18 protein-coding genes, 2 tRNA genes and 1 pseudogene are annotated in these 22021 nt (G+C 39.2%); 16 read left to right on the forward strand and 5 right to left on the reverse strand.

Translation table 11 applies throughout. The features are described from left to right. Nucleotides 1-7: 7 nt before the first annotated feature. A complete protein-coding gene (locus G0Q07_RS09525; RefSeq protein ID WP_163345880.1) occupies nt 8-553 on the reverse strand; it encodes a DUF1599 domain-containing protein in 546 nt (181 codons plus the stop codon). A 191-nt stretch (nt 554-744) separates the two neighbouring features. Here G0Q07_RS09525 and folP point away from each other — a divergent pair, with 191 nt between their 5' ends. From folP to G0Q07_RS09545, 4 genes are all read left to right on the forward strand, one after another. After that, entirely contained in the window at nt 745-1566 is an 822-nt protein-coding gene (gene folP, locus G0Q07_RS09530; RefSeq protein WP_246223011.1) for a dihydropteroate synthase, read from the forward strand. Nucleotides 1567-1621: 55 nt separating this feature from the next. Beyond that, nucleotides 1622-2428 carry a diadenylate cyclase CdaA gene (cdaA, locus tag G0Q07_RS09535; RefSeq protein WP_163345881.1) on the forward strand — a complete coding sequence of 269 codons (807 nt, stop codon included), beginning with the start codon at nt 1622-1624 and terminating at the stop codon, nt 2426-2428. 129 nt (nt 2429-2557) lie between these two features. Then, the gene (locus G0Q07_RS09540) at nt 2558-3508 is read left to right on the forward strand and encodes an NAD(P)H-dependent flavin oxidoreductase (protein ID WP_163345882.1); all 951 of its coding nucleotides are present in this window, start codon (nt 2558-2560) and stop codon (nt 3506-3508) included. A 488-nt stretch (nt 3509-3996) separates the two neighbouring features. Next, nucleotides 3997-6222 (forward strand): tetratricopeptide repeat protein, encoded by a 2226-nt coding sequence (locus tag G0Q07_RS09545; RefSeq protein WP_163345883.1) that lies wholly within the window; start codon nt 3997-3999, stop codon nt 6220-6222. A gap of 207 nt (nt 6223-6429) precedes the next feature. On the opposite strand, the gene G0Q07_RS20695 is transcribed toward G0Q07_RS09545, so the two are convergent. The 3 genes and pseudogenes from G0Q07_RS20695 to G0Q07_RS09555 all read right to left on the reverse strand — a co-directional run bounded on the left by G0Q07_RS20695 (nt 6430) and on the right by G0Q07_RS09555 (nt 9511). Continuing rightward, entirely contained in the window at nt 6430-7248 is an 819-nt protein-coding gene (locus tag G0Q07_RS20695) for an AMP-binding protein (protein WP_246223012.1), read from the reverse strand. A gap of 170 nt (nt 7249-7418) precedes the next feature. Next, nucleotides 7419-8332, reverse strand: a pseudogene (locus tag G0Q07_RS20700) (AMP-binding protein). 141 nt (nt 8333-8473) lie between these two features. Beyond that, nucleotides 8474-9511, reverse strand: coding sequence for an aldose epimerase family protein (locus G0Q07_RS09555; RefSeq protein WP_163345884.1), 1038 nt, complete (start codon nt 9509-9511; stop codon nt 8474-8476). Between the two features lie 349 nt (nt 9512-9860). Here G0Q07_RS09555 and G0Q07_RS09560 point away from each other — a divergent pair, with 349 nt between their 5' ends. From G0Q07_RS09560 to ilvC, 11 genes are all read left to right on the forward strand, one after another. Then, nucleotides 9861-10868 (forward strand): GntR family transcriptional regulator, encoded by a 1008-nt coding sequence (locus tag G0Q07_RS09560; RefSeq protein ID WP_163345885.1) that lies wholly within the window; start codon nt 9861-9863, stop codon nt 10866-10868. Between the two features lie 125 nt (nt 10869-10993). Next, nucleotides 10994-12283, forward strand: coding sequence for a galactokinase (locus G0Q07_RS09565; RefSeq protein WP_163345886.1), 1290 nt, complete (start codon nt 10994-10996; stop codon nt 12281-12283). A gap of 171 nt (nt 12284-12454) precedes the next feature. Then, the gene (locus tag G0Q07_RS09570) at nt 12455-13498 is read left to right on the forward strand and encodes a UDP-glucose--hexose-1-phosphate uridylyltransferase (protein WP_163345887.1); all 1044 of its coding nucleotides are present in this window, start codon (nt 12455-12457) and stop codon (nt 13496-13498) included. 30 nt (nt 13499-13528) lie between these two features. Further along, complete coding sequence (locus tag G0Q07_RS09575; RefSeq protein ID WP_163345888.1) at nt 13529-14824, forward strand: MFS transporter; 1296 nt, start codon at nt 13529-13531, stop codon at nt 14822-14824. Between the two features lie 434 nt (nt 14825-15258). Continuing rightward, nucleotides 15259-16173 carry a metallophosphoesterase gene (locus G0Q07_RS09580; protein WP_163345889.1) on the forward strand — a complete coding sequence of 305 codons (915 nt, stop codon included), beginning with the start codon at nt 15259-15261 and terminating at the stop codon, nt 16171-16173. Nucleotides 16174-16329: 156 nt separating this feature from the next. Continuing rightward, nucleotides 16330-16403, forward strand: a tRNA-Asp gene (locus G0Q07_RS09585). 38 nt (nt 16404-16441) lie between these two features. After that, nucleotides 16442-16515: transfer RNA gene (locus G0Q07_RS09590), tRNA-Asp, on the forward strand. Nucleotides 16516-16546: 31 nt separating this feature from the next. Next, a complete protein-coding gene (locus G0Q07_RS21270) occupies nt 16547-16795 on the forward strand; it encodes a GIY-YIG nuclease family protein (protein ID WP_163345890.1) in 249 nt (82 codons plus the stop codon). A gap of 224 nt (nt 16796-17019) precedes the next feature. Next, entirely contained in the window at nt 17020-17667 is a 648-nt protein-coding gene (locus tag G0Q07_RS09600; RefSeq protein ID WP_163345891.1) for a porin family protein, read from the forward strand. 30 nt (nt 17668-17697) lie between these two features. Continuing rightward, nucleotides 17698-18579: an AraC family transcriptional regulator gene (locus G0Q07_RS09605; RefSeq protein ID WP_163345892.1), complete on the forward strand. Its 882-nt coding sequence runs from the start codon at nt 17698-17700 to the stop codon at nt 18577-18579. Between the two features lie 235 nt (nt 18580-18814). Then, nucleotides 18815-20290 carry a ketol-acid reductoisomerase gene (gene ilvC / locus G0Q07_RS09610; protein WP_163345893.1) on the forward strand — a complete coding sequence of 492 codons (1476 nt, stop codon included), beginning with the start codon at nt 18815-18817 and terminating at the stop codon, nt 20288-20290. Between the two features lie 274 nt (nt 20291-20564). Here ilvC and G0Q07_RS09615 read toward each other — a convergent pair whose 3' ends face one another. Continuing rightward, on the reverse strand, nt 20565-20933 hold the full coding sequence (locus tag G0Q07_RS09615; RefSeq protein ID WP_163345894.1) for a sulfatase-like hydrolase/transferase: 369 nt from the start codon (nt 20931-20933) through the stop codon (nt 20565-20567). Nucleotides 20934-21190: 257 nt separating this feature from the next. On the opposite strand from G0Q07_RS09615, the gene G0Q07_RS09620 reads away from it, so the two are divergent. Next, on the forward strand, nt 21191-22021 hold the full coding sequence (locus G0Q07_RS09620; RefSeq protein ID WP_203532711.1) for a prephenate dehydratase: 831 nt from the start codon (nt 21191-21193) through the stop codon (nt 22019-22021).

Raw genomic sequence — 22021 nt, forward strand, 5'->3', positions numbered from 1 at the left:
AGTGATTTTATTCTTCGTTTTCAAATTCAATTTTAATCATGGCAAATACAGAATAGTTTATCATGTCCATGTAGTTGGCATCAATACCTTCCGAAATGAGTGTTTTGCCCTGGTTATCTTCTATTTGTTTTGTACGTTGTATTTTCATTAAAATAAGGTCGGTGTACGAGCTGATTCGCATATTTCGCCAGGCTTCACCGTAATCGTGGTTTTTATTCATCATCAGCATTTTGGCCTCGTTGAAATACTTGTCGTAAAGTTCCTGGATTTTTTCGTTTGGAATTTCGTGGTCAGACGGTCCCAGTTCCAGCTGAATCAACCCCATAATGCAGTAATTGATAATACCAATAAATTCTGGTTTTACACCTTCGTCAACTTTTGATATGCCTTTTTCTTCAATGCTTCTAATGCGCTGTGCTTTAATATATATTTGGTCAGTAAGTGAGGTCGGACGCAATATTCGCCAAGCGGTGCCGTAATCGGTCATTTTCTTTGAAAAAATAGTACGGCAGATTGAAATTACCTGGTCGTATTGCTTATTTGTTTTGTCCATTGTTCTTTGTCTTTTTTCTTCTGATTGAGCCAATTGTGCTAAATTCGCTATGTTCTGTCTGTTTTTGTATGCTAAAATTGCCGGATAAAAGTATTAAAAAATGACAAATTTGGCCCGTTTTATTCTACATTTGTAGTTAACGACAATTAATAGTTCGTTAATAATTTGTTAAACATAAAAGCTCAGTTCTTATGTTGATTACGCAGTCAGCCGGTAAGTTCCTGAAACGAAACAGTACATTACATCTTGGTGAAAAAGAAGTTGACCTATCCATTCCTGTAGTTGCCGGAATTGTGAATATTACGCCCGATTCGTTTTTTGATGGTGGAAAAATGGAAGACGAAGCTACGATGCTAAAAGCCATTGAGCAAATGATAGCTGATGGTGCCGGCATTATTGATGTAGGTGCGGTTTCTACACGACCAGGGGCAAAAACTGTTTCTACCAAGGAAGAGTTAGCACGACTTTTACCGGCAGTAAAGGCTATTCACAATGCATTTCCCGATCTTGCTCTTTCGGTAGATACGTTTCGTTCGTGGGTGGCTGTTCGTGTTATTGATGAGGTGGGGCCCATAATTATTAACGATATTTCGGGGGGTACACTCGACACAAATATGTTTGAAACTGTTGGCAAGTTGCAAGTCCCATACATTCTGTCGCACATAAAAGGAACTCCGCTTAACATGCAGGAGGATCCTCAATACGACGACCTGATTCGCGAAGTAGCGCAGTATTTTGCCGAGAAAGTAAAAAAACTAAATAAACTGGGTGTAAAAGAGGTTATTCTTGATCCTGGATTTGGTTTTGGAAAAACACTCGACCATAATTTCGAGTTATTAAATAAACTCGATGCGTTTAAGGTTTACCAATTGCCGGTTATGGTAGGCTTAAGTCGTAAATCGATGATATGGAAAGCACTTGGTGCATCCCCGGAAACGGCACTAAACGGCACGTCTGTTGCGAACACATTGGCATTAATGGGGGGGCTGATATTTTGCGTGTGCATGACGTAAAAGAAGCTATTGAAGCCGTGAAAATATTTTGTGAAATTAAAGCAACAATCATTTAATGCTTGCATTTATAACAATACGATTTCTGGATATTCTTGATATTCTGCTGGTGGCATTTTTACTGTATCAGCTTTATCGTCTTATAAAAGGAACGGTAGCTTTTAATATTGTTATCGGCCTGTTTTCGCTCTATTTGGTTTGGTTAATCGTTCGGGCGCTGAATATGCAATTGCTGGGATCGATAATGGGGCAGTTTATTGGTGTTGGTGTTTTGGCACTGATAATTGTTTTTCACCCCGAAATAAGGAAATTTCTGGTGTTTATCGGTACCAATTATAATGTGAATAAAATACTGATGCTTGACAAGTTGTTCGGTCAGGGAAAACCAAAAAGTATAAAACATCGCCAGATCGAGAATATTGTTGAGGCCTGTCAGGCCATGGGGAAAACAAAAACCGGTGCACTAATCGTTATCGCGATGGAAACCGAGTTAAATGAGCAGATTAATACCGGAGAAAAAATTAATGCAAAAATATCTTCGGTGCTTATTCGTACCATATTTTTCAAGAATTCGCCACTGCACGACGGGGCTATTATTATTAAAGGAAACCGGATTGTTGCGGCTGGTTGTATTCTTCCATTAACTCAAAAAGATTTGGACAAAGCTTTGGGACTTCGTCATCGAGCAGCTATTGGAATGACTGAAAATTCAGATGCGTTGTGTATTATTGTCTCTGAAGAGCGTGGATCGATTTCGGTGGCACAAAAAGGGGAAATTAAAAGGCGGGTATCAAAGGAAACCCTTGTTCAAATTCTGGAAGAGAATATTTTTTACGATGACAAAACTACCAGTAAGAAAAAGTAGTTACAATTAGTTGTTCAACCAATCTGCACATATTTTATTCCCATTATTTTATAAACCTTGGCGAATGTTAAATCGTTGAGCTAACTACATATTTGTAATTTCACAATCTAATTTTTTGAAGACAAACAGATGAATCGTATTTGTAACTTATTCCATATAAAATATCCTGTAGTACAAGGCGGAATGGTTTGGTGTTCAGGGTGGAAGTTGGCTTCAGCAGTGAGTAACAGTGGCGGACTTGGGCTTTTGGGAGCCGGATCGATGCACCCCGAAACGCTGGAAGAGCACATCGTGAAAATAAAGGCAGCAACTGATAAACCTTTTGGAGTGAATGTGCCGTTGATGTATCCCGAAACCGAACGTATTATGGATATTATTGCAGCACACGAAGTGCCTGTGGTTTTTACATCGGCCGGTAGTCCTAAAAAGTGGACCGGGTGGTTAAAAGACAAAGGAATTACGGTGGCACATGTTGTGTCGAGCTCTTTTTTTGCCGGCAAATGCGAAACTGCCGGTGTTGATGCTATTGTTGCCGAAGGTTTTGAAGCCGGTGGGCATAACGGTCGCGAAGAAACCACAACGATGGCACTGATCCCATCGGTGCGAAAAGCTACAAAGTTACCATTGTTGTCAGCCGGGGGAATTGGATCGGGCGAAGCCATGTTAGCGGCAATGGTTTTAGGGGCCGACGGTGTGCAAATCGGATCGGCATTTGCCGTGTCAGAAGAATCGTCGGCACATCCTGATTTTAAACGCATGGTTACTGAATTGGGCGAAGGGGGAACAAAACTGGCACTAAAAAAACTGGCACCGGTACGATTAGTAAAAAATAACTTTTTTAATCAGGTTGATGAAGCCGAAAAATCCGGTCAATCTCCGGAAGCTATGCTTGAGCTACTTGGAAGGGGCCGTGCTAAAAAAGGAATTTTTGAAGGGAACCTGGATGAAGGTGAATTGGAAATTGGCCAGGTATCGGCACAGTTGAATACAGTATTACCTGTTGAAGAAATTATGGAAAACATCATATCTGCTTATCAGGCTAGCCGAAAAGAAATGGGGCAAGGGCGGTTTGGATTCTAGAACATGAGATGGTGAGTTATAAGATGGCGCGGTACACAGTTGGTTGTTGTTAGGATGATTAGCTGCGAGTTGCGTAAACACAAAACTCAATCTAAATCTCCATCAATTTGCATCGTTTTTAAACTGGTGTAACCAGACGGCAATAATTAAATTGGTGACAGGACAGCTAAAAACTCAGCAGAACGCGAAAAAACCTTGCAGTAACGCAAAAAAATGTTGCAGGACGGGAAATTACCTTGCCGGACGTTGATTTTCTTGAAACTTTGTCAGCCTAAAAACCAATTTCCCGACAAATGCGCCGATCGCAATTTTTGGAAAGCTTTTTGATATTTAATAGTCTTTCGAGTAATACCGACTATTAAAAACATTGAGCCAGTGGTTCGCAAACTCTCAATCATTTTGTTTTTATATATCGGCATTATTATCAATTAAAAAATAATTATAAAATGATTTAATCATTTTTATAAGTGGTATAACTTTGATAAGCTATGAACGAAAAGGACCTTAAAATAAAATACGATACGATCTGTCAGAATCTTGCCGATCGGAAACTAAAACCTGCTTTTGATCGGTTAGAAAAACTGATTCGCGAAAACGATTTGTTAATTCATCTCGACGAGTGGCGCAACCTGGAGCAGAATTACAGCTACATGTTAAAATATACGGTAGAGGGAATTCAGGACCCGGAGCGACAGAAGGTGTATCAAAAACTTATTGTTTCGGTTTTTGAGCTGTGCGACAAAATTCATGATGAGGTGTTACAAAAAATATCCTCGTCAGTTACTTACGAAAAAAAACGTGGATTTAATCCTGAACAAATAAATTTCAAAACGCTTTTAGATGAGTTGGAGGATTTTTATCTGCAAGAGGAATTGGTTTCGCTGGTTGACGATGCCGAGGTGAAAAAATCATCAAACAGAATTAATCCACGCGAGCACCAACAAAAGTTCGTGTCTTTGTTTTACTTTTTTTGGTTTCAAAACGAATTGAGTAATGAACAAACCGCGTTTTTAAACGCACTGCTAAAAAGCGAACTGATTGAAAAACCGTATAAATCGTTTATCGTTTCGGCTGTGCTGATGAGTTTGTTGCGATACTTTGATGAGGCTAAATTTTCGATACTTTTTGATGCTTACGACCACGAAGATATGGAGGTAAATCAGCGAGCTATTGTTGGTTTGCTTATCGGATTTTACCGCTATCACAATCGTTTGCCTTATCATCCATCAATAACCGGACGATTGAAATTGTTGAATGAAAAGCCGGAGTTTAAACGAAACCTCGAACAGGTTATTATTCAGCTTATAAGAAGTAAGGAAACAGAAAAAATTCAGAAAAAAATTACCGACGAAATTATTCCGGAAATGATTAAGATTAGTCCGAATCTGAAGGACAAAATCAACCTTGATAGTTTAATGGATGATTCACTGGGTGATGATGAAAATCCGGAATGGGAAAAGATATTTGAAGACTCACCCGGATTAATGAATAAAATGGAGGAGTTTTCGGAGCTGCAAATGGAAGGAGCCGATGTGTTTATGAGCTCGTTTGCGATGCTGAAAATGTTCCCGTTCTTTAGTGAGTTTGCCAATTGGTTTATGCCATTTTTTCCTAAAAATCCGGAGATTGATTTTGTTGTAAATCGCGACGATAGTGTTACTGATCGGTTTGTAAATGCCATTGCCTTAGCTCCTGTTCTGTGCAATTCCGATAAATACTCCTTCTGTTTTAGCTTGCAGAATATTCCTGCCGAAAACCGCGAGTTTATGGCTGAGGGTCTGAATGCCGAAATGCAGCAGTTTGAAGAGCTGAAAAATGATGAACAGTTGACCGATCCAGGGAAAATGGCGGGTTATGTTTCAAACCTCTACATTCAGGATTTGTACCGTTTTTTCAAATTGCATCCGCGGAAAGCTGATTTTGAAGACATTTTTAACTGGCGATTCGATTTCCATAATAAACAAGCGCTTGGCGAAATTCTGAAAGAGGATAATAACATCATTCGAAATATTGCCGAATATTACTTTTCAAAAAACTATTATAACGAGGCAGCCGAAGTATTTTCTTACTTGCTTGAGGAAGAAAAAAGCGGTGAGTTGTACCAGAAATTGGGTTACTGTTACCAAAAATTAGGTGATTTTGAGGAGGCTTTGAAAGCCTACAAAAGTGCTGAGCTTTTTGAGTTGAATAAGAAATGGAACCTAAACAAAATAGCACTGTGTTACCGCAACCTGAAACAACCACAAAAAGCCCTGGAATATTATCGCGAGGTAGAAGTGCTGGATGAAGAGAATTTGAATGTTCAACTAAATATTGGACACTGTTTGTTGGAGCTGGAGCGTTTCGAAGAGGCTTTGAAAACCTATTTCAAAGTAGAATACCTGATGCCTGAAAACAAAAAAGTTTGGAAACCCATTGGCTGGTGTTCGCTGATAGCTGGTAAGTTTGAGCAGGCAGAGAAATATTTTACAAAACTTATTGACGACAGTCCGAATAAACACGATTTAATGAACATGGGACACGTGCAGTGGTGTCTTGGCAGACGAAAGAATGCCTTGGATTATTACAAGCAATCAATCGTTAAAACCGAATTTACCGAGCGCGAGTTTTTTGAGGTGTTTCACGAGGATTTACATTATTTGGTAGAATTGGGAATTAATAAAGATGATGTTCCGATTATGCTCGATCAGCTGCGGTATTTTGTAGAAGAATAGCGGGACACATTGAGCACTGAGACTTTGAGATTGCAACTGCGAATCAGATTCTTTCTCTGTAGTAGAAAGAATGGTTAAATTAAAAAACTGTAAAATTGTAAATCGTGGTTGTGTTCACTGAAAACTGCGATTGAATACTGAACGCAGCTTTCAGTGAACTCAAAACATTAATCAGCTTTTGTGACTTAGCGTTGTTTTGTTGTCGATCTATTTCATCCATTTCTTCATCGCCTCAATATTCATTTCATTAATGATGTTTTTGGCTCCTGAAGTGTATAAAAATTCCAGCTCTTTAGCAAAGTAAGCAGTAACTCGGTCACGCACCATTTTCATGGTGGCATTCAGCATTTTATTGTCGGTGGTAAATGCTTCCGGTAGCACTGCAACTGTGGCAGGCAGCCAGCGTTCAGGGAATTCTCCCTCGTACTTTCCGCCTTTTTTGTATTCATTAATTTCTTTCTGTATGATCTCAATTGCTGCTCTGGCGGCTTCATCGCTTCCTTTTTCAATTCCCCGATTCTTCAGTTCACGGTTAATGGCTTCCATATCGGGAACAACCATTCCAACGGTGTAAGTATTTTGGTTGTTGTAGAGCATAATCTGCTGAATGAATGGCGATTGATCAACAATTGCTTCTTCAATTCCCTCAGGGCTGTATTTCTCGCCATCGTTGCCAATCAGCAGGCTTTTAAATCGTCCAAGTACATATAGGAAGCCGTTTTTTGCCATGTATCCCATATCGCCGGTATGTAACCATCCATCTTTAAGGCTTTCGGCAGTGGCAGTTGGATTGCTCCAGTAGCCCAGCATTACGTTGTCGCCTTTTATAACAATTTCCCCTTTTTTTCCGGTAGGCATGTCGTTGCCATTTTCATCAAGAATCTTTATTTCAAGGTCTTTAACCGGTTTCCCTGAAGAGCCAAAAACAACATCGTGTGGCACATTCGACGAGATTACGGGAGCTGCTTCAGTAAGTCCGTAACCCTGGCAGATTGGCAGACCAACTGCATAAAAGAAACGTTGCAATTCGATATCGAGTAATGCGCCGCCACCAACAAAAAACTGCAGGTTGCCGCCAAATCCTTCGCGAACTTTTGAAAACAGAATCTGGTCGAATAGCCAGTAAAGCGGCTTGAGGAAGAAACGCCAACCTTTGCCGCGGTTGTTTCCATAACCGTTGTGCGCGTAAGCAACTTTTAGTGCAAACTGAAATATTTTGTATAGAAATTCACCCTTTTTGCGAATACCCGCCTCAATATTTTTCTGAATGTTTTTGAATAAGCAGGAACACTCATCATTAGAGAAGGCTTGATTTCCTTAATATTTTTTGGAATATTTTTCAGGGTTTCCATCGGCGAATTTCCGATTTCAACCGATGCAATACTTGCCCCTTTGTACATAAATACATACAGGCAGGTTGTATGCGCAAAAGCGTGATCCCACGGCAAAATAGCCAGTGTAATCCATTCCGATTGCAAATCGAGCAAAGAATTCGATTGTACAACATTGGCTGCATAATTCAGGTGCGACAGCATAATTCCCTTCGGATCGGCTGTTGTCCCTGATGTATAGGAGATGTTGGCAACATCATCCGGTTGAATTGATTTCCAAACGAGTTCGGTTTGCTCGGTATTTTCTTTTCTAAATTTTGCTCCGGCAGCTAAAAGTTCGCGGTAATCGATGTCATTTTCTCCCAAATTTTCTTTGCCATCGATGTAAACCACTTTTTCCAGATCAGGAAGTTCGCTGCGGATTGCTTCCACTTTTTCTGCATGTAGTTTTGATACAAAAATATATTTACTTCCACTGTGTTTTATTCGAAAAGCCAGCTCGTTGTTTTGTAAACGAATAGAGAGGGGACGTTTATACCGCCGGCATAAAGCATTCCTAGTTCGCTTATAATCCAGTCGTTTCGGCCATCAGCAACCAATGCTGCGCGGTCGCCCTTTTTGAAACCAAGTTGGATCAGTCCTGCGGCCAGATCTAAAACTTTCTCGTGGGTTTCTTTGTAGGTAGTAGGTTGGTATTCACCTTTTGTCTTTTCCCAGAGATATGGATTGTCGGGGTAGTTAGCAACAGCGGTTTCAAATAGCGCAACGATGGTTTTCATAAGTTGTTAATTAGATAAGAGATCCTGGTTCGATCTTTAATTAATATTCACACAAAATGTAAGAAGTCAAAAATAAGAAAAATCCCTTACGAAGATTTTTTTTAAAGGTTTCATAAAAAAATGCCCTTTCGGGCATTTCTTTTATTCTGTTATAAATTTGTAGATTGTTTTCTGATCGTAAAGCTCACCGGGCTTTAAAACCGTAGTTGGGAATTTGGGGTGATGCACCGAATCAGGATAATGCTGGGTTTCCAGCGCGATACCCGCGTAACTGCCAAATTTCTTTTTACCATCAATTGTGAACTCTGGAATCCAGTAGCCAGAATAAACCTGCATTCCCGGCTGAGTGGTGTACACTTCCACCTTACGTCCGCTTTTTGCTTCGCTTAATGCTCCGGCCATAATCAGGTCGCCGTCTTCGTTGTCAAAAACAAAGTTGTCGTCGTAACCCATTTCAAGGCCTTCGGCGTTAATCTTTTTGGGTGAAGTAAAATCAAATGCGGTTCCAACGACCGGAAGTATTTTCCCTGTTGGAATTTGCTCCACCATATCTGTCATTTTTGTGGCATTCAGTTCCAGTTCGTGGTTCAGAATATTTTCTTTTCCTCCGGTTAGGTTAAAGTACGTGTGGTTCGTAAGGTTTATCACCGTAGTTTTATCTGTCTCGGCATAATACTGAATTGCCAGATCATTTTCTTCATTTAATGTATAAATGCAGGTAACTTTTAGGTTGCCCGGATAATTCTCTTCTCCGTTAGGACTCAAGTAACTTAACTTAACACCAACTTCGTTTGGTGAGTCAATAATTTCGGCATCGAACAATTTTTTGTCGAATCCTTCCAACCCGCCATGCAAATGGTTGGGACCATTGTTTATCGCCATTTTGTAGGTTTTTCCTTCAATCTCAAGGTGACCTTTTGCAATGCGGTTACCAAATCTGCCAATAATTGCTCCAAAATAAGGACAACTTTCCAAATATTCATCGCTTTGGTAAGTTTCCAGTTTTTCAAAACCACAAACTATATTATCTATTGATCCATTTTTATTGGGCATATCAATTGCCGTAATAATGGCACCGTAGTTGGTTATTTTGATCTTTAGTGTATCGTTGCTAAGGGTAAATAGTTGGGCCTCACGGCCATCCTTTAATGTTCCGAATGTTGTTGTTGTTATTTTCATTATAATCTAATTATTTTGTTTTACTATTTCTTGCAACCGGGCTAATTCCCCGTTTGCTATCTTGCTCTTTTTCTTAAAAATTATACCGGGTGCTATCTTGCTCTTTTTTTCTGAATTTTCATTCAAAGGTATTCAAGTCAGGCATTATATTTTAGTTTTGCTTAAAATATGTAGTGGTTTTAAAGTTTTGTTGCATGTTACATCGTGTAAATATGCTAACCAACTGTTAACTGCAAATTTTGAAAGAGCAAAAATGCAAAAATCAAAAAATTAACTGGTAGGTACTGGTGGTGTTTTAAAACATCATTTTGTAATAAAAAACTACTAGCTTTGTGTAAAGCTTTACTAAATGCCAAAACGAAGAGTAATTTCGATCAATCCAAAATCATCGGTGCCAAAATACCGCCAAATAATAGATACGGTACTAAAATCAATTGAAAAAAAACGTTTGAAAAAAGGGGATAAAGTTCCTTCAATTAACCAAATATGTTCCGAATTTAGTCTTAGTCGCGACACGGTAATGTTCGCCTTTAACGAGCTAAAATCGAAAGGTATATTAAAAAGCCAGCCCGGAAAAGGGTATTACATTGCCAGTACCGAGATAAAAGTTGAAGAACGTGTTTTTGTGTTGTTCGACGAGCTAAACGCTTTCAAAGAAGACCTTTATAATTCACTAATCAACTCGCTTAAAGGCAAGGCCACCGTCGAAGTGTATTTTCATCATTTTAATTACAAGGTGTTCAAGAACCTGATTACCGAGAGTATCGGGAATTACACATCGTATTTAATTATGCCTGCTACTTTCGATAATACGGGGCATTTATTATCAAAGCTGCCGCAAGACAGGGTTTATATTATTGACCGCCTAAAACCTGAATTGGCAAAATATCCGGTGGTTTACCAGGATTTTGAGCAGGATTTTTATGATGCTTTGGTAGAAGGGAAGGAGATGATTGAGAAATACCGAAGATTGGTTTTTGTAAATCCCGGAGGTAAAGAACCTGAAGAACGATCAGAAGGATTTAAACGGTTTTGTGAGGAGAATGATTTTAGATACGAGATTGTAAAATCGCTTGATGGAGTTAAACCATCATTATGGGAGGCTTATTTTCTGATTTCAGACCGGGATCTGGTAGAAATGGTGAAAATTGCCAAATACTGCAAGTTTAAGTTAGGCAAAAAGTTTGGCATAGTTTCATTTAATAATACCATGCTAAAAGAAGTAGTTTCGGGTGGTATTACTACCATTTCAACTGATTTTACCGAAATGGGAAGAACTCTTGCCAATATGGTTGTAACACGCGATAAGTCGCAAGTGCGTAACAACGCACGAATGATTGTAAGAAATAGTTTATAAATGTTAAATCTGCTGTGCAACATCTATTGATAGCGTTTGCAGGTAGCATTTAAAATTATATTTGTACCCACCAGTACCTACCAGTTGAAAAATAGATATTAAAGTATATAAATCAATAACAGATTATGACTAAGATCAACGTATTAAATGAAAAAATTAACGGAGGAAATAACCCGTTATTCAAAGAGTTATATGGCAGTGATGTTGCCGAATTAAAAGGTCAGGCTGAACGTTATGCAGACCTGATGGGAGATTTTGAGGAAACTTTTGGTGGCGATGATGTTTCGTTGTATAGTTCACCCGGTCGAACCGAAATTGGTGGTAACCATACCGACCATAATTACGGACGTGTTTTAGCAGGTGCCGTAAACCTTGATAATATTGCAGTGGCAGCCAAAAACGGAACGAATACCGTTCGAATTAAATCGGCAGGTTATCCTGAATTCGAAGTTGAGTTGAGCGATTTCCAACCCAACGAAGATGAATATTATACATCAACTTCATTGGTAAAAGGAATTGCTGCAAAAATGAAGGAGAATGGTTATGCGATTGGTGGTTTTGATGCTTGTATTGAAGGTCGTGTACCAAAAGGTTCGGGATTGAGTTCTTCGGCATCGTTCGAGGTGTTGATAGGAGCTATTTTTAGCGAACTTTTTAACAATGGGAAAATGGATGCCGTTGAAAACGCGATCATTGGTCAGTGGAGTGAAAACAACTATTTTGGAAAACCATGTGGTTTAATGGATCAAACAGCTTGTTCTGTTGGTGGTTTAATTACTATCGATTTTAAAGATCCGGCTAATCCAATTGTAAAAGAAGTTGATTTTGATTTTGTATCAACAGGCTTCTCATTGGTAATTACCGATGTTGGTGGTGGTCATGACGATCCTGCTTCTCAGGCAGAATATGCTTCGTTACCTACTGAAATGAAATCGGTTGCTGCTGAGCTCGGAGCCGAAGTGCTTCGCGAAGTTACGCTGGAGCAAATTGTAGAAAAGATTCCTGAAATAAGAGAGAAAACCGGCGATCGCGCTTTGCTTCGTGCCTATCACTTTCAGGGCGACAATGCACGTGTTGTAAAACAGGTTGAGGCTTTGGAAAACAATGATTTTAAAGCTTTTCTCGATATGGTTGTTGAGTCGGGTTACAGCTCGTACATGTATAATCAGAATATTTTTGATGTTGTTCATAAAGACGAACAAGTAGTATCGCTGGCACTGGCACTAAGCGAAATGGTGTTAAAAGGAACTGGTGCATGGCGTGTGCATGGCGGTGGATTTGGTGGTACTATCCAGGCATTCGTTCCACAAGATAAGCTTGATGAATACGTAAAAGTTTTAGAACATGTTTACGGAAAAGGAAGTTGTCATAAATTGTTTATCCGCTCTAAAGGTTCTGTAAAACTTGACTTTTAGGCAGAGAAATGTCATCCTAAGTGGTAAAAGATAGTGTGAAAAAAAACTTCTAATTTGCTCACTATTTCAATTGATATTTTAACTTTGAGGCCGAATATTTAACTTATCCCGATCTAACATTCGGAATAAGTTAGTTTTTCGGCCTAAATTATAACTGACATAATAAATCAGATGAGTTTTAACATTGAAGACCATCCTCATAAAAGATATAACCCATTAAATGGCGATTGGATTTTAGTGTCGCCACACAGGGCCAAAAGGCCTTGGCAGGGACAGGTTGAAAAACCGGTTGTTCAAAAACGACCGAAATATGATCCGAATTGTTACCTCTGTGCAGGAAATGAAAGAGCCGGAGGAAAAGTTAACCCCGATTATAAAGGAACCTTTGTATTTACCAACGATTTTAGTGCTTTGCTTACCGATACTCCTGATGGAAGTATTAATGATGGCGAATTGTTTCAAGCGCAAAGCGAAAGTGGAATTTGTAAGGTAATTTGTTTTAGCGAAGATCACAGTCTTACTATTCCAGAAATGGAAGTTTCCGATATTCGAAAAGTGGTAGACCTTTGGTGTGAGCAATATTCCGAATTGGGCGAAAATCCGGCTATCAATTATGTGCAGATATTCGAGAACAAAGGTGCCATTATGGGGTGTTCTAATCCACATCCACACGGGCAGATCTGGTCGTCGAAAGGAATTCCTACCGAACCATCAAAAGAGAGTAAAACACAAAAAGAATATTTTGAAAAGCATGGTCGTACTATGCTGCTCGACTATGTAAATGCCGAACTGGAAAAGAAAGATCGTTTGCTCGATCAGAACGATTCGTTTGTGGCATTAATCCCGTTTTGGGCGGTTTGGCCGTTCGAGGCCATGATAATCAGTAAACGACCAGTTCAGAATATTTTGGAGCTAACCGAAGAAGAACGAAGCGACTTGGCAGATATTTACAAAAAACTGACTCTAATGTATGATAACCTGTTTGAAACATCGTTTGCGTATTCAGCCGGTTTGCACCAGGCTCCAACTGATGGTGAAGACCATCCGGAGTGGCATTTGCATATGCATTTTTATCCGCCATTATTACGTTCTGCAACCGTTAAAAAGTTTATGGTAGGTTATGAAATGCTGGGGACTCCACAACGCGATATTACTGCTGAAGGAGCTGCTAAAAGGTTACGTGATTTACCTAAGATTCATTTTAAAAAGAACTAATTATTAATTACAAAAATCAATAAAATTATTATGGAAGCTAAAAATCAAAGTTACACAGTACCTATTATCATGATGATTCTGCTGTTTGGTATGATCGCATTTGTTACCAATCTGGCAGCTCCAATGGGTGTTGTGCTAAAGTCGCAGTTTGGTGCGAGTAATTTCCAGGGAATGTTAGGTAACGCGGCAAACTTTATCGCTTATGCTGTGATGGGAATTCCTGGAGGCCTTTTACTTCAGCGAGTTGGTTATAAAAAGACTGCATTAATTGCAATTGCAGTTGGATTTGTTGGTGTTGGAATTCAATATTTATCAGGTCATGCAAGTGAAACTTCTGCATTTACTGTATACTTGATTGGTGCATTTGTTGCAGGTTTTTCAATGACACTGTTAAACACAGTTGTAAACCCTATGCTTAATACACTTGGTGGTGAAGGAAATAAAGGAAACCAGTTAATTCAGGTTGGAGGTTCATTCAACTCGGTAATGGCCACTTTTACTCCTGCCTTTGTAGGTATTTTAATAGGAGAGCGTGTAGCTCAAGCCCGAATTACAGACATTTTTCCGGTGATGTATATCGCACTTGGAATTTTTGCTTTGGTTTTCTTTGTTTTACTGGCTGTTAATATTCCTGAGCCTAATGTTAAATCTGCATCGGACTCACTCAAAAGCCTGATGACAGGAGCCATGAAATTCCGTCACTTCATTTTCGGTGCTATTGGAATTTTTGTATACGTAGGTGTTGAGGTAGGAGTACCCGGAACACTTATTTTCTGGTTGACAGACCCGGCGCTTGGAATAGGTGCAGGTACTGCAGGTTCAGTTGCCGGAACTTATTGGCTGCTAATGCTTGCCGGACGTTTGATTGGAGCATCAATAGGTAGCACGGTTTCAAGTAAAACGATGTTAACTTTTGCTTCATTCGTAGGAATGGTATTAGTTCTTTTGGCAATTTTATTACCTACATCAACCATGGTAAGCATGCCAGGATTCCAGGTTCAAGGTAGTTCATTGTCATTTGTGTTCGCTGAAGTTCCGATTAATGCGATGTTCCTTGTTCTGGTAGGATTGTGTACATCCATCATGTGGGGTGGTATATTTAACCTTGCTGTTGAAGGTTTGGGTAAATATGTTGCTGCTGCTTCCGGTATTTTTATGACACTTGTTGTGGGTGGCGGATTGCTTCCTTTGGCACAGAATGCTGTTGCCGACGGTTTAGGATTCCAACCTTCGTACTGGGTGCCGTTCTTAGGATTGGCTTACCTGTTCTTTTATGCAACAATTGGTAGTAAAGTACATAAACGTGCCGAAAGCGTTAGGATTTAAAGGAAATTAGAACCTGACTTGTTCAGGATTTAAATATCAATTCGGGATTAACCCGGGAAGCCACTTGCTTTAGCAGGTGGCTTTTTTTATGGTGCTAAAAAAGAACTTTAAAAAATTAAGGTGTTGCATACACTTTTTTTTATTTTAGCACCACTTAATTACTAGCAACCTGAGTTCGATTTTAAATCTTTCCTCAGTTTGAACTAATTCTTGTATAAATTGGTTCAGATTTTTGAAGGAATATCGGGATAATTCAAAAAATTATGAACCAATTTATACAAGAATTAGGCAAATCCGAAGGAAAATACATAAATACACAATCTTTGAACCCAAAATATCTTAAAATAGCCCGCTATTCTCGCGATATTTTTAATCCAAATCTTGCATATCTATGAATTCCTGAGGCTAATATTTAAAATCGAAATCAGGTTATTATGTACGATATAATCGGCGATGTTCATGGTTATAAAGCCCAGCTAAAAAAGCTATTGCTCGAGATGGGCTACCAAAAAGCGAATGGTAGTTATTCGCATCCTACGCGTAAGGCAATTTTTGTGGGCGATTTTATAAATCGTGGTCCTGAGATCAGGAAGACAATCCGAATGGTCAGGGCTATGGTTGAAAACGGCCATGCATATGCGGTGCTTGGTAATCACGAGCTCAATGCTATTATCTATCATCTGAAAGACAAGCAGGGGAAGTCAATTATCTCCAAACCCAGTAAATATTTTTTGTCGCTTTTTAAAACTATCAACGAATATTCACTTGGATCAAAAGAGCTGGATGAGCAGTTGAAATGGATGCGTACATTACCCCTTTATCTCGATTTGGGCGAAATAAGAGTTGTACACGCTTGTTGGTCTGATGAGGCGATTAAAGTAGCCGATTCTTTGTATGAAGATGGCAGAATAAGAAAAAGAGTTTTTCGCAAGGTGTATAAGAAATCAAGTTCGGAGGAGGCAAAAAGTGTGTGGCAGCTTACAAAAGGTGTAAACTTGAAATTGCCCTCTGATTTGAGAGTTATGAGTAACAAAGGTGTTTCACCTCGTTCGTTCAGAATCAGATGGTGGGATAACCTGGAAGGAATGACATTTAAAGAAGCTTCGTTTGAAAGCAAATATTCGATGCCTTCGTATACTATTCCATCAGAAATTGTACCCGGCACCTTCCCTTATCCCGATGATGCCCCGATTGTTTTTTTCGGACATTATTGTCGAGGGGCAGGGCCATACATAATAAAACACAATGTTTGTTGCGTTGATTCATGTGTTGCCGGTACTAAATCTCTTTTAGCCTATCGATGGAGTGGAGAAAAGGAGCTAGATATGAATCATTTAGTAAAAATATAGGATCAAAAAATCGTGCATTGTGCTGATATTCAGCGGAATGAATAAAATGTCAAAAAAATATTTTTTTGTATTGCAAGTAAAAAAAGAAAGTATATATTTGCATCACCTTTGCAAAGGGCTTCAAGCCACTTGAAAAGGTAAAAGTTCTAAAAAAACGGTGGCGTAGTTCAGTTGGTTAGAATGCCGGCCTGTCACGCCGGAGGTCGCGAGTTCGAGTCTCGTCGTCACCGCTTATTTTTTATAAAAAAGTTTAGAACATCATTTTATTGGTGGCGTAGTTCAGTTGGTTAGAATGCCGGCCTGTCACGCCGGAGGTCGCGAGTTCGAGTCTCGTCGTCACCGCAAAAGCAGCTTAACAGGCTGCTTTTTTGTTATGAAATATTACGTTTATATCATCTATTCTTTAAGTACCGACACTTACTATAAGGGGCAAACATCTTGTCTTGACTCCCGTTTGTCGCGTCATAACTCTGGTTACGAGAAATCTACACAACATGGTGCTCCCTGGAAATTAGTTTGGAGCACAACAAAAGCAACAAGAGGAGAGGCTTTATATCTCGAAAAGAAATTGAAAAATTTATCGAGGCAGAAAACACTGGAGTTTATAAAAAAGTATAGCTGAAGAAGGTCGCGAGCCCTGACGCCTTTTAGGGTCAGGATGCTGACCAAAGCGTCAGCATTCGAGTCTCGTCGTCACCGCAAAAGCAGCTTAACAGGCTGCTTTTTTGTTTTACAGATAATTTGATTTTACCACAAACAAAGCCACCAGGAGTATTTTCCACTGTTTTCCATAAAATTTTATATCTTTCCACTTAAATTTACAAACCCAACTTTAAGTTAATTACCATGAAAAGAACCGCTTCGCTTTTTATTATTGCATTGTTTGTGCTTACTTCTGTCAAAGTAATGGCACAATATCCATCTGTTACATTCTTTGGAGGTGCAAATATGGCCACTACCGATTGGAAATTTGGAAACGAAGATACGGATGTTGAAGATTCGTATAAGGCCTTGTACGGAATGAATATTGGCGCGCTGTACGAATATGTGTTAAACAAAGATAAATCGCAGGAAATCGCGGTGGAAGGCGGTTTGATTTTTGAAAATAAAGGTTTTAACAGGAAGTCGACAGACAACAAAACCACAATGTACTTTATAGATGTTCCCTTGTATGTAAAATATCTGCATCGGTTCAGGAGTAGAAATAAGTTGTATGTTGGAGCCGGTCCTTTTGTAGGAATGGGGCTGTTTGGTAATGCTGATTTATCCAATGATTCAGAATCGCTTAAATTCGGAAATGATCCCATTGATCATGATTATAAAAGACTGGATTACGGAGTTACCGGAAAAGTAGGTTTCCTGTTTCTAAACGGTTTTAATATGTGTGTGTCGTATGATTATGGTTTTGCCGATATTAAACCAAACGAGATTCAGGAAGCAAAAACAAAAGTTTTACGTTTATCGCTTGGTTATACTATAAGATTAGACGATTAGAAATAACCAGGGGCTACATCTATAAATTAAGTGAAAGCAGATTCTGAAAATTTACCGGTATACAGCTTGCATAATTTTAGTTCGGAAGAACGTGCAAGTCAGCAGTTTCAGGTCGAAGTATTTGATGCCAACCGGCATTTTGCGGTAAAGTACCCGCATCGTCACGATTTTTTTGAGGTATTGCACCTGCAAAAGGGAAGTGGCTCGCATGTTATCGACGGAAATAAATATAATATTGAGCCGCCCTGTGTGTTTTTTATGTCGCCGGGTCAGGCCCACAAAATTGAGCTTTCAAGCGATATTGAAGGTTTTATTTTTATTTTTACCTCTGATTTTTACCTTCTAAATCAGCGAAATCCTAACCGTTTGATTGAGTTTCCGTTCTTTTTTACCATTCGGCAAGATAATCCGCCTCTACTTTTAACGAATACGAATGATAAGCTATTTCTGGAAAGTTTATTCAGAAAAGGCGTTGACGAAATCGGTAAGCCCGAAGGTTATTCCATAGAAATTTTACGATCGGTTCTCGATCTTATTCTAACAACGTGTGCCTCGCTGTATCCATACGATGATAACCGTTGGAAAGGAAAGGGGCATATTGTCGTAAAAAAATTCTTTCAGTTATTGGAAGAGCATTTTCATGAGAATCTTTCGGTGGCAGAGTATGCCGATATTATGGCGATAACGCCTAATCATTTAACCCAAACAGTAACGCAATTAACCGGAAAAACGTCATCGCAGCTTATTAAATCGAAGCAGATTATTGAAATTAAACGATTGCTGGTGCATACCAATCTTAATGTTTCCGAAATTGCAACAAAGATGAACTTCTCCGATCAGAGTTATTTTACCAAGTTCTTTAAGCGCGAAGTAGGTTTATCTCCTTTACAGTTTCGTGCACAATCTCTCTGATATTGGTAAAATTCCATTTTTTTAAAATTGTTTAAGCTGTTGAAAATTAGTCTCGTAATTTTAATGCTTAAAATATAGTTAAAACCTAAATCCATGAAAATTACCTAAAATTCATGTAATTTTACATTTTAGGCTTGCAGAAATTTTGTTGCTTTGTATTCAGCTTTGTGTATTCAGGTATAAACAGCGGAATGTTACAGCTTAAAAGTATATTAATCGTAAAAAATAAAATATCATGGAAAATTATTTCAATACATTACCACTTCGTCTTCAATTAGACCAATTGGGAAAATGCGACTTTATGGATGAGTCGGAATTTGCAGGCGGAGTTGAAAAACTTAAAGGAAAACAAATTGTAGTGCTGGGCTGTGGTGCACAGGGATTAAACCAGGGATTAAATCTTCGCGACAGCGGACTGAATGTAGCTTATGCGTTACGTCAGACTGCAATCGATGAAAAACGTGCATCGTTTGTAAATGCTACCGAAAACGGTTTTGAGGTAGGCACTTTTGACGAATTGGTGCCAAAAGCAGATTTGGTACTCAACCTTACTCCGGACAAACAACACACGCCTGTTGTAAATAAGGTGGTGCCTCTGATGAAGAAAGGAGCATGTTTGGCTTACTCACACGGTTTTAATATTGTGGAAGAAGGAATGCAGATTCGAGACGACATCACTGTAATTATGGTGGCACCAAAATCTCCGGGTTCAGAAGTGCGTGCTGAGTACCTGCGTGGATTTGGTGTGCCAACCTTAATTGCTGTTCACCGCGAAAATGATCCGAACGGCGATGGTTTGGAAATTGCCAAAGCTTACGCCGTTGGAACAGGTGGTCATAAAGCAGGTGTTTTGCATTCGTCGTTTGTTGCCGAAGTAAAATCGGATTTGATGGGAGAACAAACCATTCTTTGTGGTTTACTGCAAACCGGTTCTATTTTGAGTTTCAATAAAATGATTGAAAAAGGAATTGATGCCGGTTATGCATCGAAACTGATTCAATATGGTTGGGAAACAATTACCGAAGCATTAAAATTTGGCGGAATTACCAATATGATGGATCGCTTGTCGAATCCGGCAAAAATTGAAGCTTACAAATTATCAGAAGAATTAAAAGAGATAATGCGTCCGTTGTTTGAAAAACATATGGATGATATTATGAGTGGTGCTTTCTCGTCAACCATGATGGAAGACTGGAGTAATGATGACAAAAATTTGTTAGGATGGCGAGCCGCTACAGGCGAAACGGCTTTCGAGAAAACACCGGCAGGAGACGTTGAAATTACCGAGCAGGAGTACTTCGACAATGGAACTTTAATGGTTGCCTTTGTAAAATCGGGCGTAGAACTGGCTTTTGAAGTGATGACAGAATCGGGCATTAAAGAGGAATCGGCATATTACGAATCGTTACACGAAACACCGTTGATTGCCAATACAATTGCTCGTAAAAAACTATTCGAAATGAACCGTACAATTTCTGACACTGCTGAATATGGTTGTTACTTGTTCGATCACGCTTGTAAGCCATTATTGGCCGACTTTATGAGCAAAATAGATACCAAAGTAATTGGCAAAAACTTTAATGAAGCAATTGAGGGACATGTTGACAACAAAGAACTTATTGACGTTAATGATGCCATTCGTTACAGCGATGTTGAAATTATTGGTGCGGAGTTACGCGAAGCAATGGAAGCAATGGACGCGATCATCTAGAAAGTTTTATTTTTTGAACGAATAACAACCGACGAACATATATAGTCGAAGCTGGCTCTGCCTTTTAGGTAGGGCCAGTTTATTTTGCACGAGTTACTGCGGTTATTGTTTTGACTGGAAGCAGTTAATGCGGCACTTCTGGAAGTATACGAAAGCCGCAAAATGGTGGTTTGTTCTTTGTTTATCAGTTAGTTAGATGTTTTTTATTTTTTCTGTCGGTGATGGCTTTTATTCGTTCATAAATGTTACTTGCTTCCATTCAAAGTCAATGGTATCATTTTTTTGTGGAGCACCGGGAGTTGTTCTTTTGTAATAAATGCGCCACTGTTGTTCTATTTCGGGTGATCAGTGCCTTCGAGGTGCCCGTAAGAACACCCGATTTTAATGTGCTGCGCCAATTGTATCGCCCGGTAAGAATGCCGTACCGGGGTGTACACACAACGGATGAGGTGTGAGCGTCGGTAAATTGTATGCCTTCAGCTGCCAGCCTGTCGATGTTTGGTGTGTTAATTTTACTCTGCTCGTTAAAAACGGATACATCACCATAACCGAGATCATCGGTTAGTATATAAATGATATTCGGATTTTTGTCTTTTCCCTTGTGGGAGGAACATCCACCAACAAGAAAAAAACAATTAAACAAAAAGGTAAAGTTAAGTGCTTCATTGGTTTATGCTAATTCTTAAAATTGATATAAATGAAAGTCCGTTCAAAGATAAAAGGTTCGGACAGATTATTTCTGATCGTTTTATTTTTCAACAATTTTTTAGAAAGTAATTGCCAAACCTAAAATGAATTCGCATTGGCAAGTAACACCAATTTAAATTTTACAGGCAATATGTACCGAAACCCTATCACTTAGCGCATAATTCGTATATTTGGTCTGCATAAAAGAAAATAATGAAACGGATAGCGATACAAGGAATTGCCGGCTCTTTTCACGAGGATGCGGCGCGAAGATATTTCAACGATGATATTGAGGTGGTTGAATGTAAGACATTTACAACCGTTTGCGACATGATTGATAACGATGAGGTGGATTATGCCGTTATGGCCATTGAGAATTCTATTGCCGGTAGTTTATTAAATAATTACCAGCTGATTCGCGATTATCATTTACGCATTATTGGCGAAATTTATATCCATATTCAAATGAATTTGTTGGTGAACGATGGTGTAAACCCGGCAGATATAAAAGATATTCACTCGCACCCCATTGCGCTGCGCCAGTGTATGGAGTACATCGAGCATAATTACCCGAATGCTCAGCTGCATGAGAAATTGGATACGGCAGCTTCATCGAAACTGGTGGCTGATAAACAGCTGAAAGATGCCGCATCTATCGCCAACCTGCGATCGGCAGATTTGTATGGGCTCAATGTTTTGGAAACCGGTATTGAAACCAATAAGAAAAACTACACCCGCTTTTGGATTTTGTCGAAACATGGCAATCCAACCGAGGAATCCAATAAAGCATCGGTGTGTTTTGAAGTTGGACACTTTCACGGATCGCTGGCGGCTGTATTGAATACATTTGCCAAGAATGAAATCAACCTCACGAAGATTCAATCAGTACCGAAAATTGGTAAACCCAACGAGTATACATTCCACGTTGATATTGAATGGGAGAAAGCGGAAAACTACGACAAGGCGATACATCAGGTGTTGAAATGTGCATCGAGCTTGTCGATTTTAGGCGAATACGAAAAAGGCAACCTACATAACGAATAA

Source organism: Draconibacterium halophilum (assembly GCF_010448835.1).
Taxonomy (GTDB): domain Bacteria; phylum Bacteroidota; class Bacteroidia; order Bacteroidales; family Prolixibacteraceae; genus Draconibacterium; species Draconibacterium halophilum.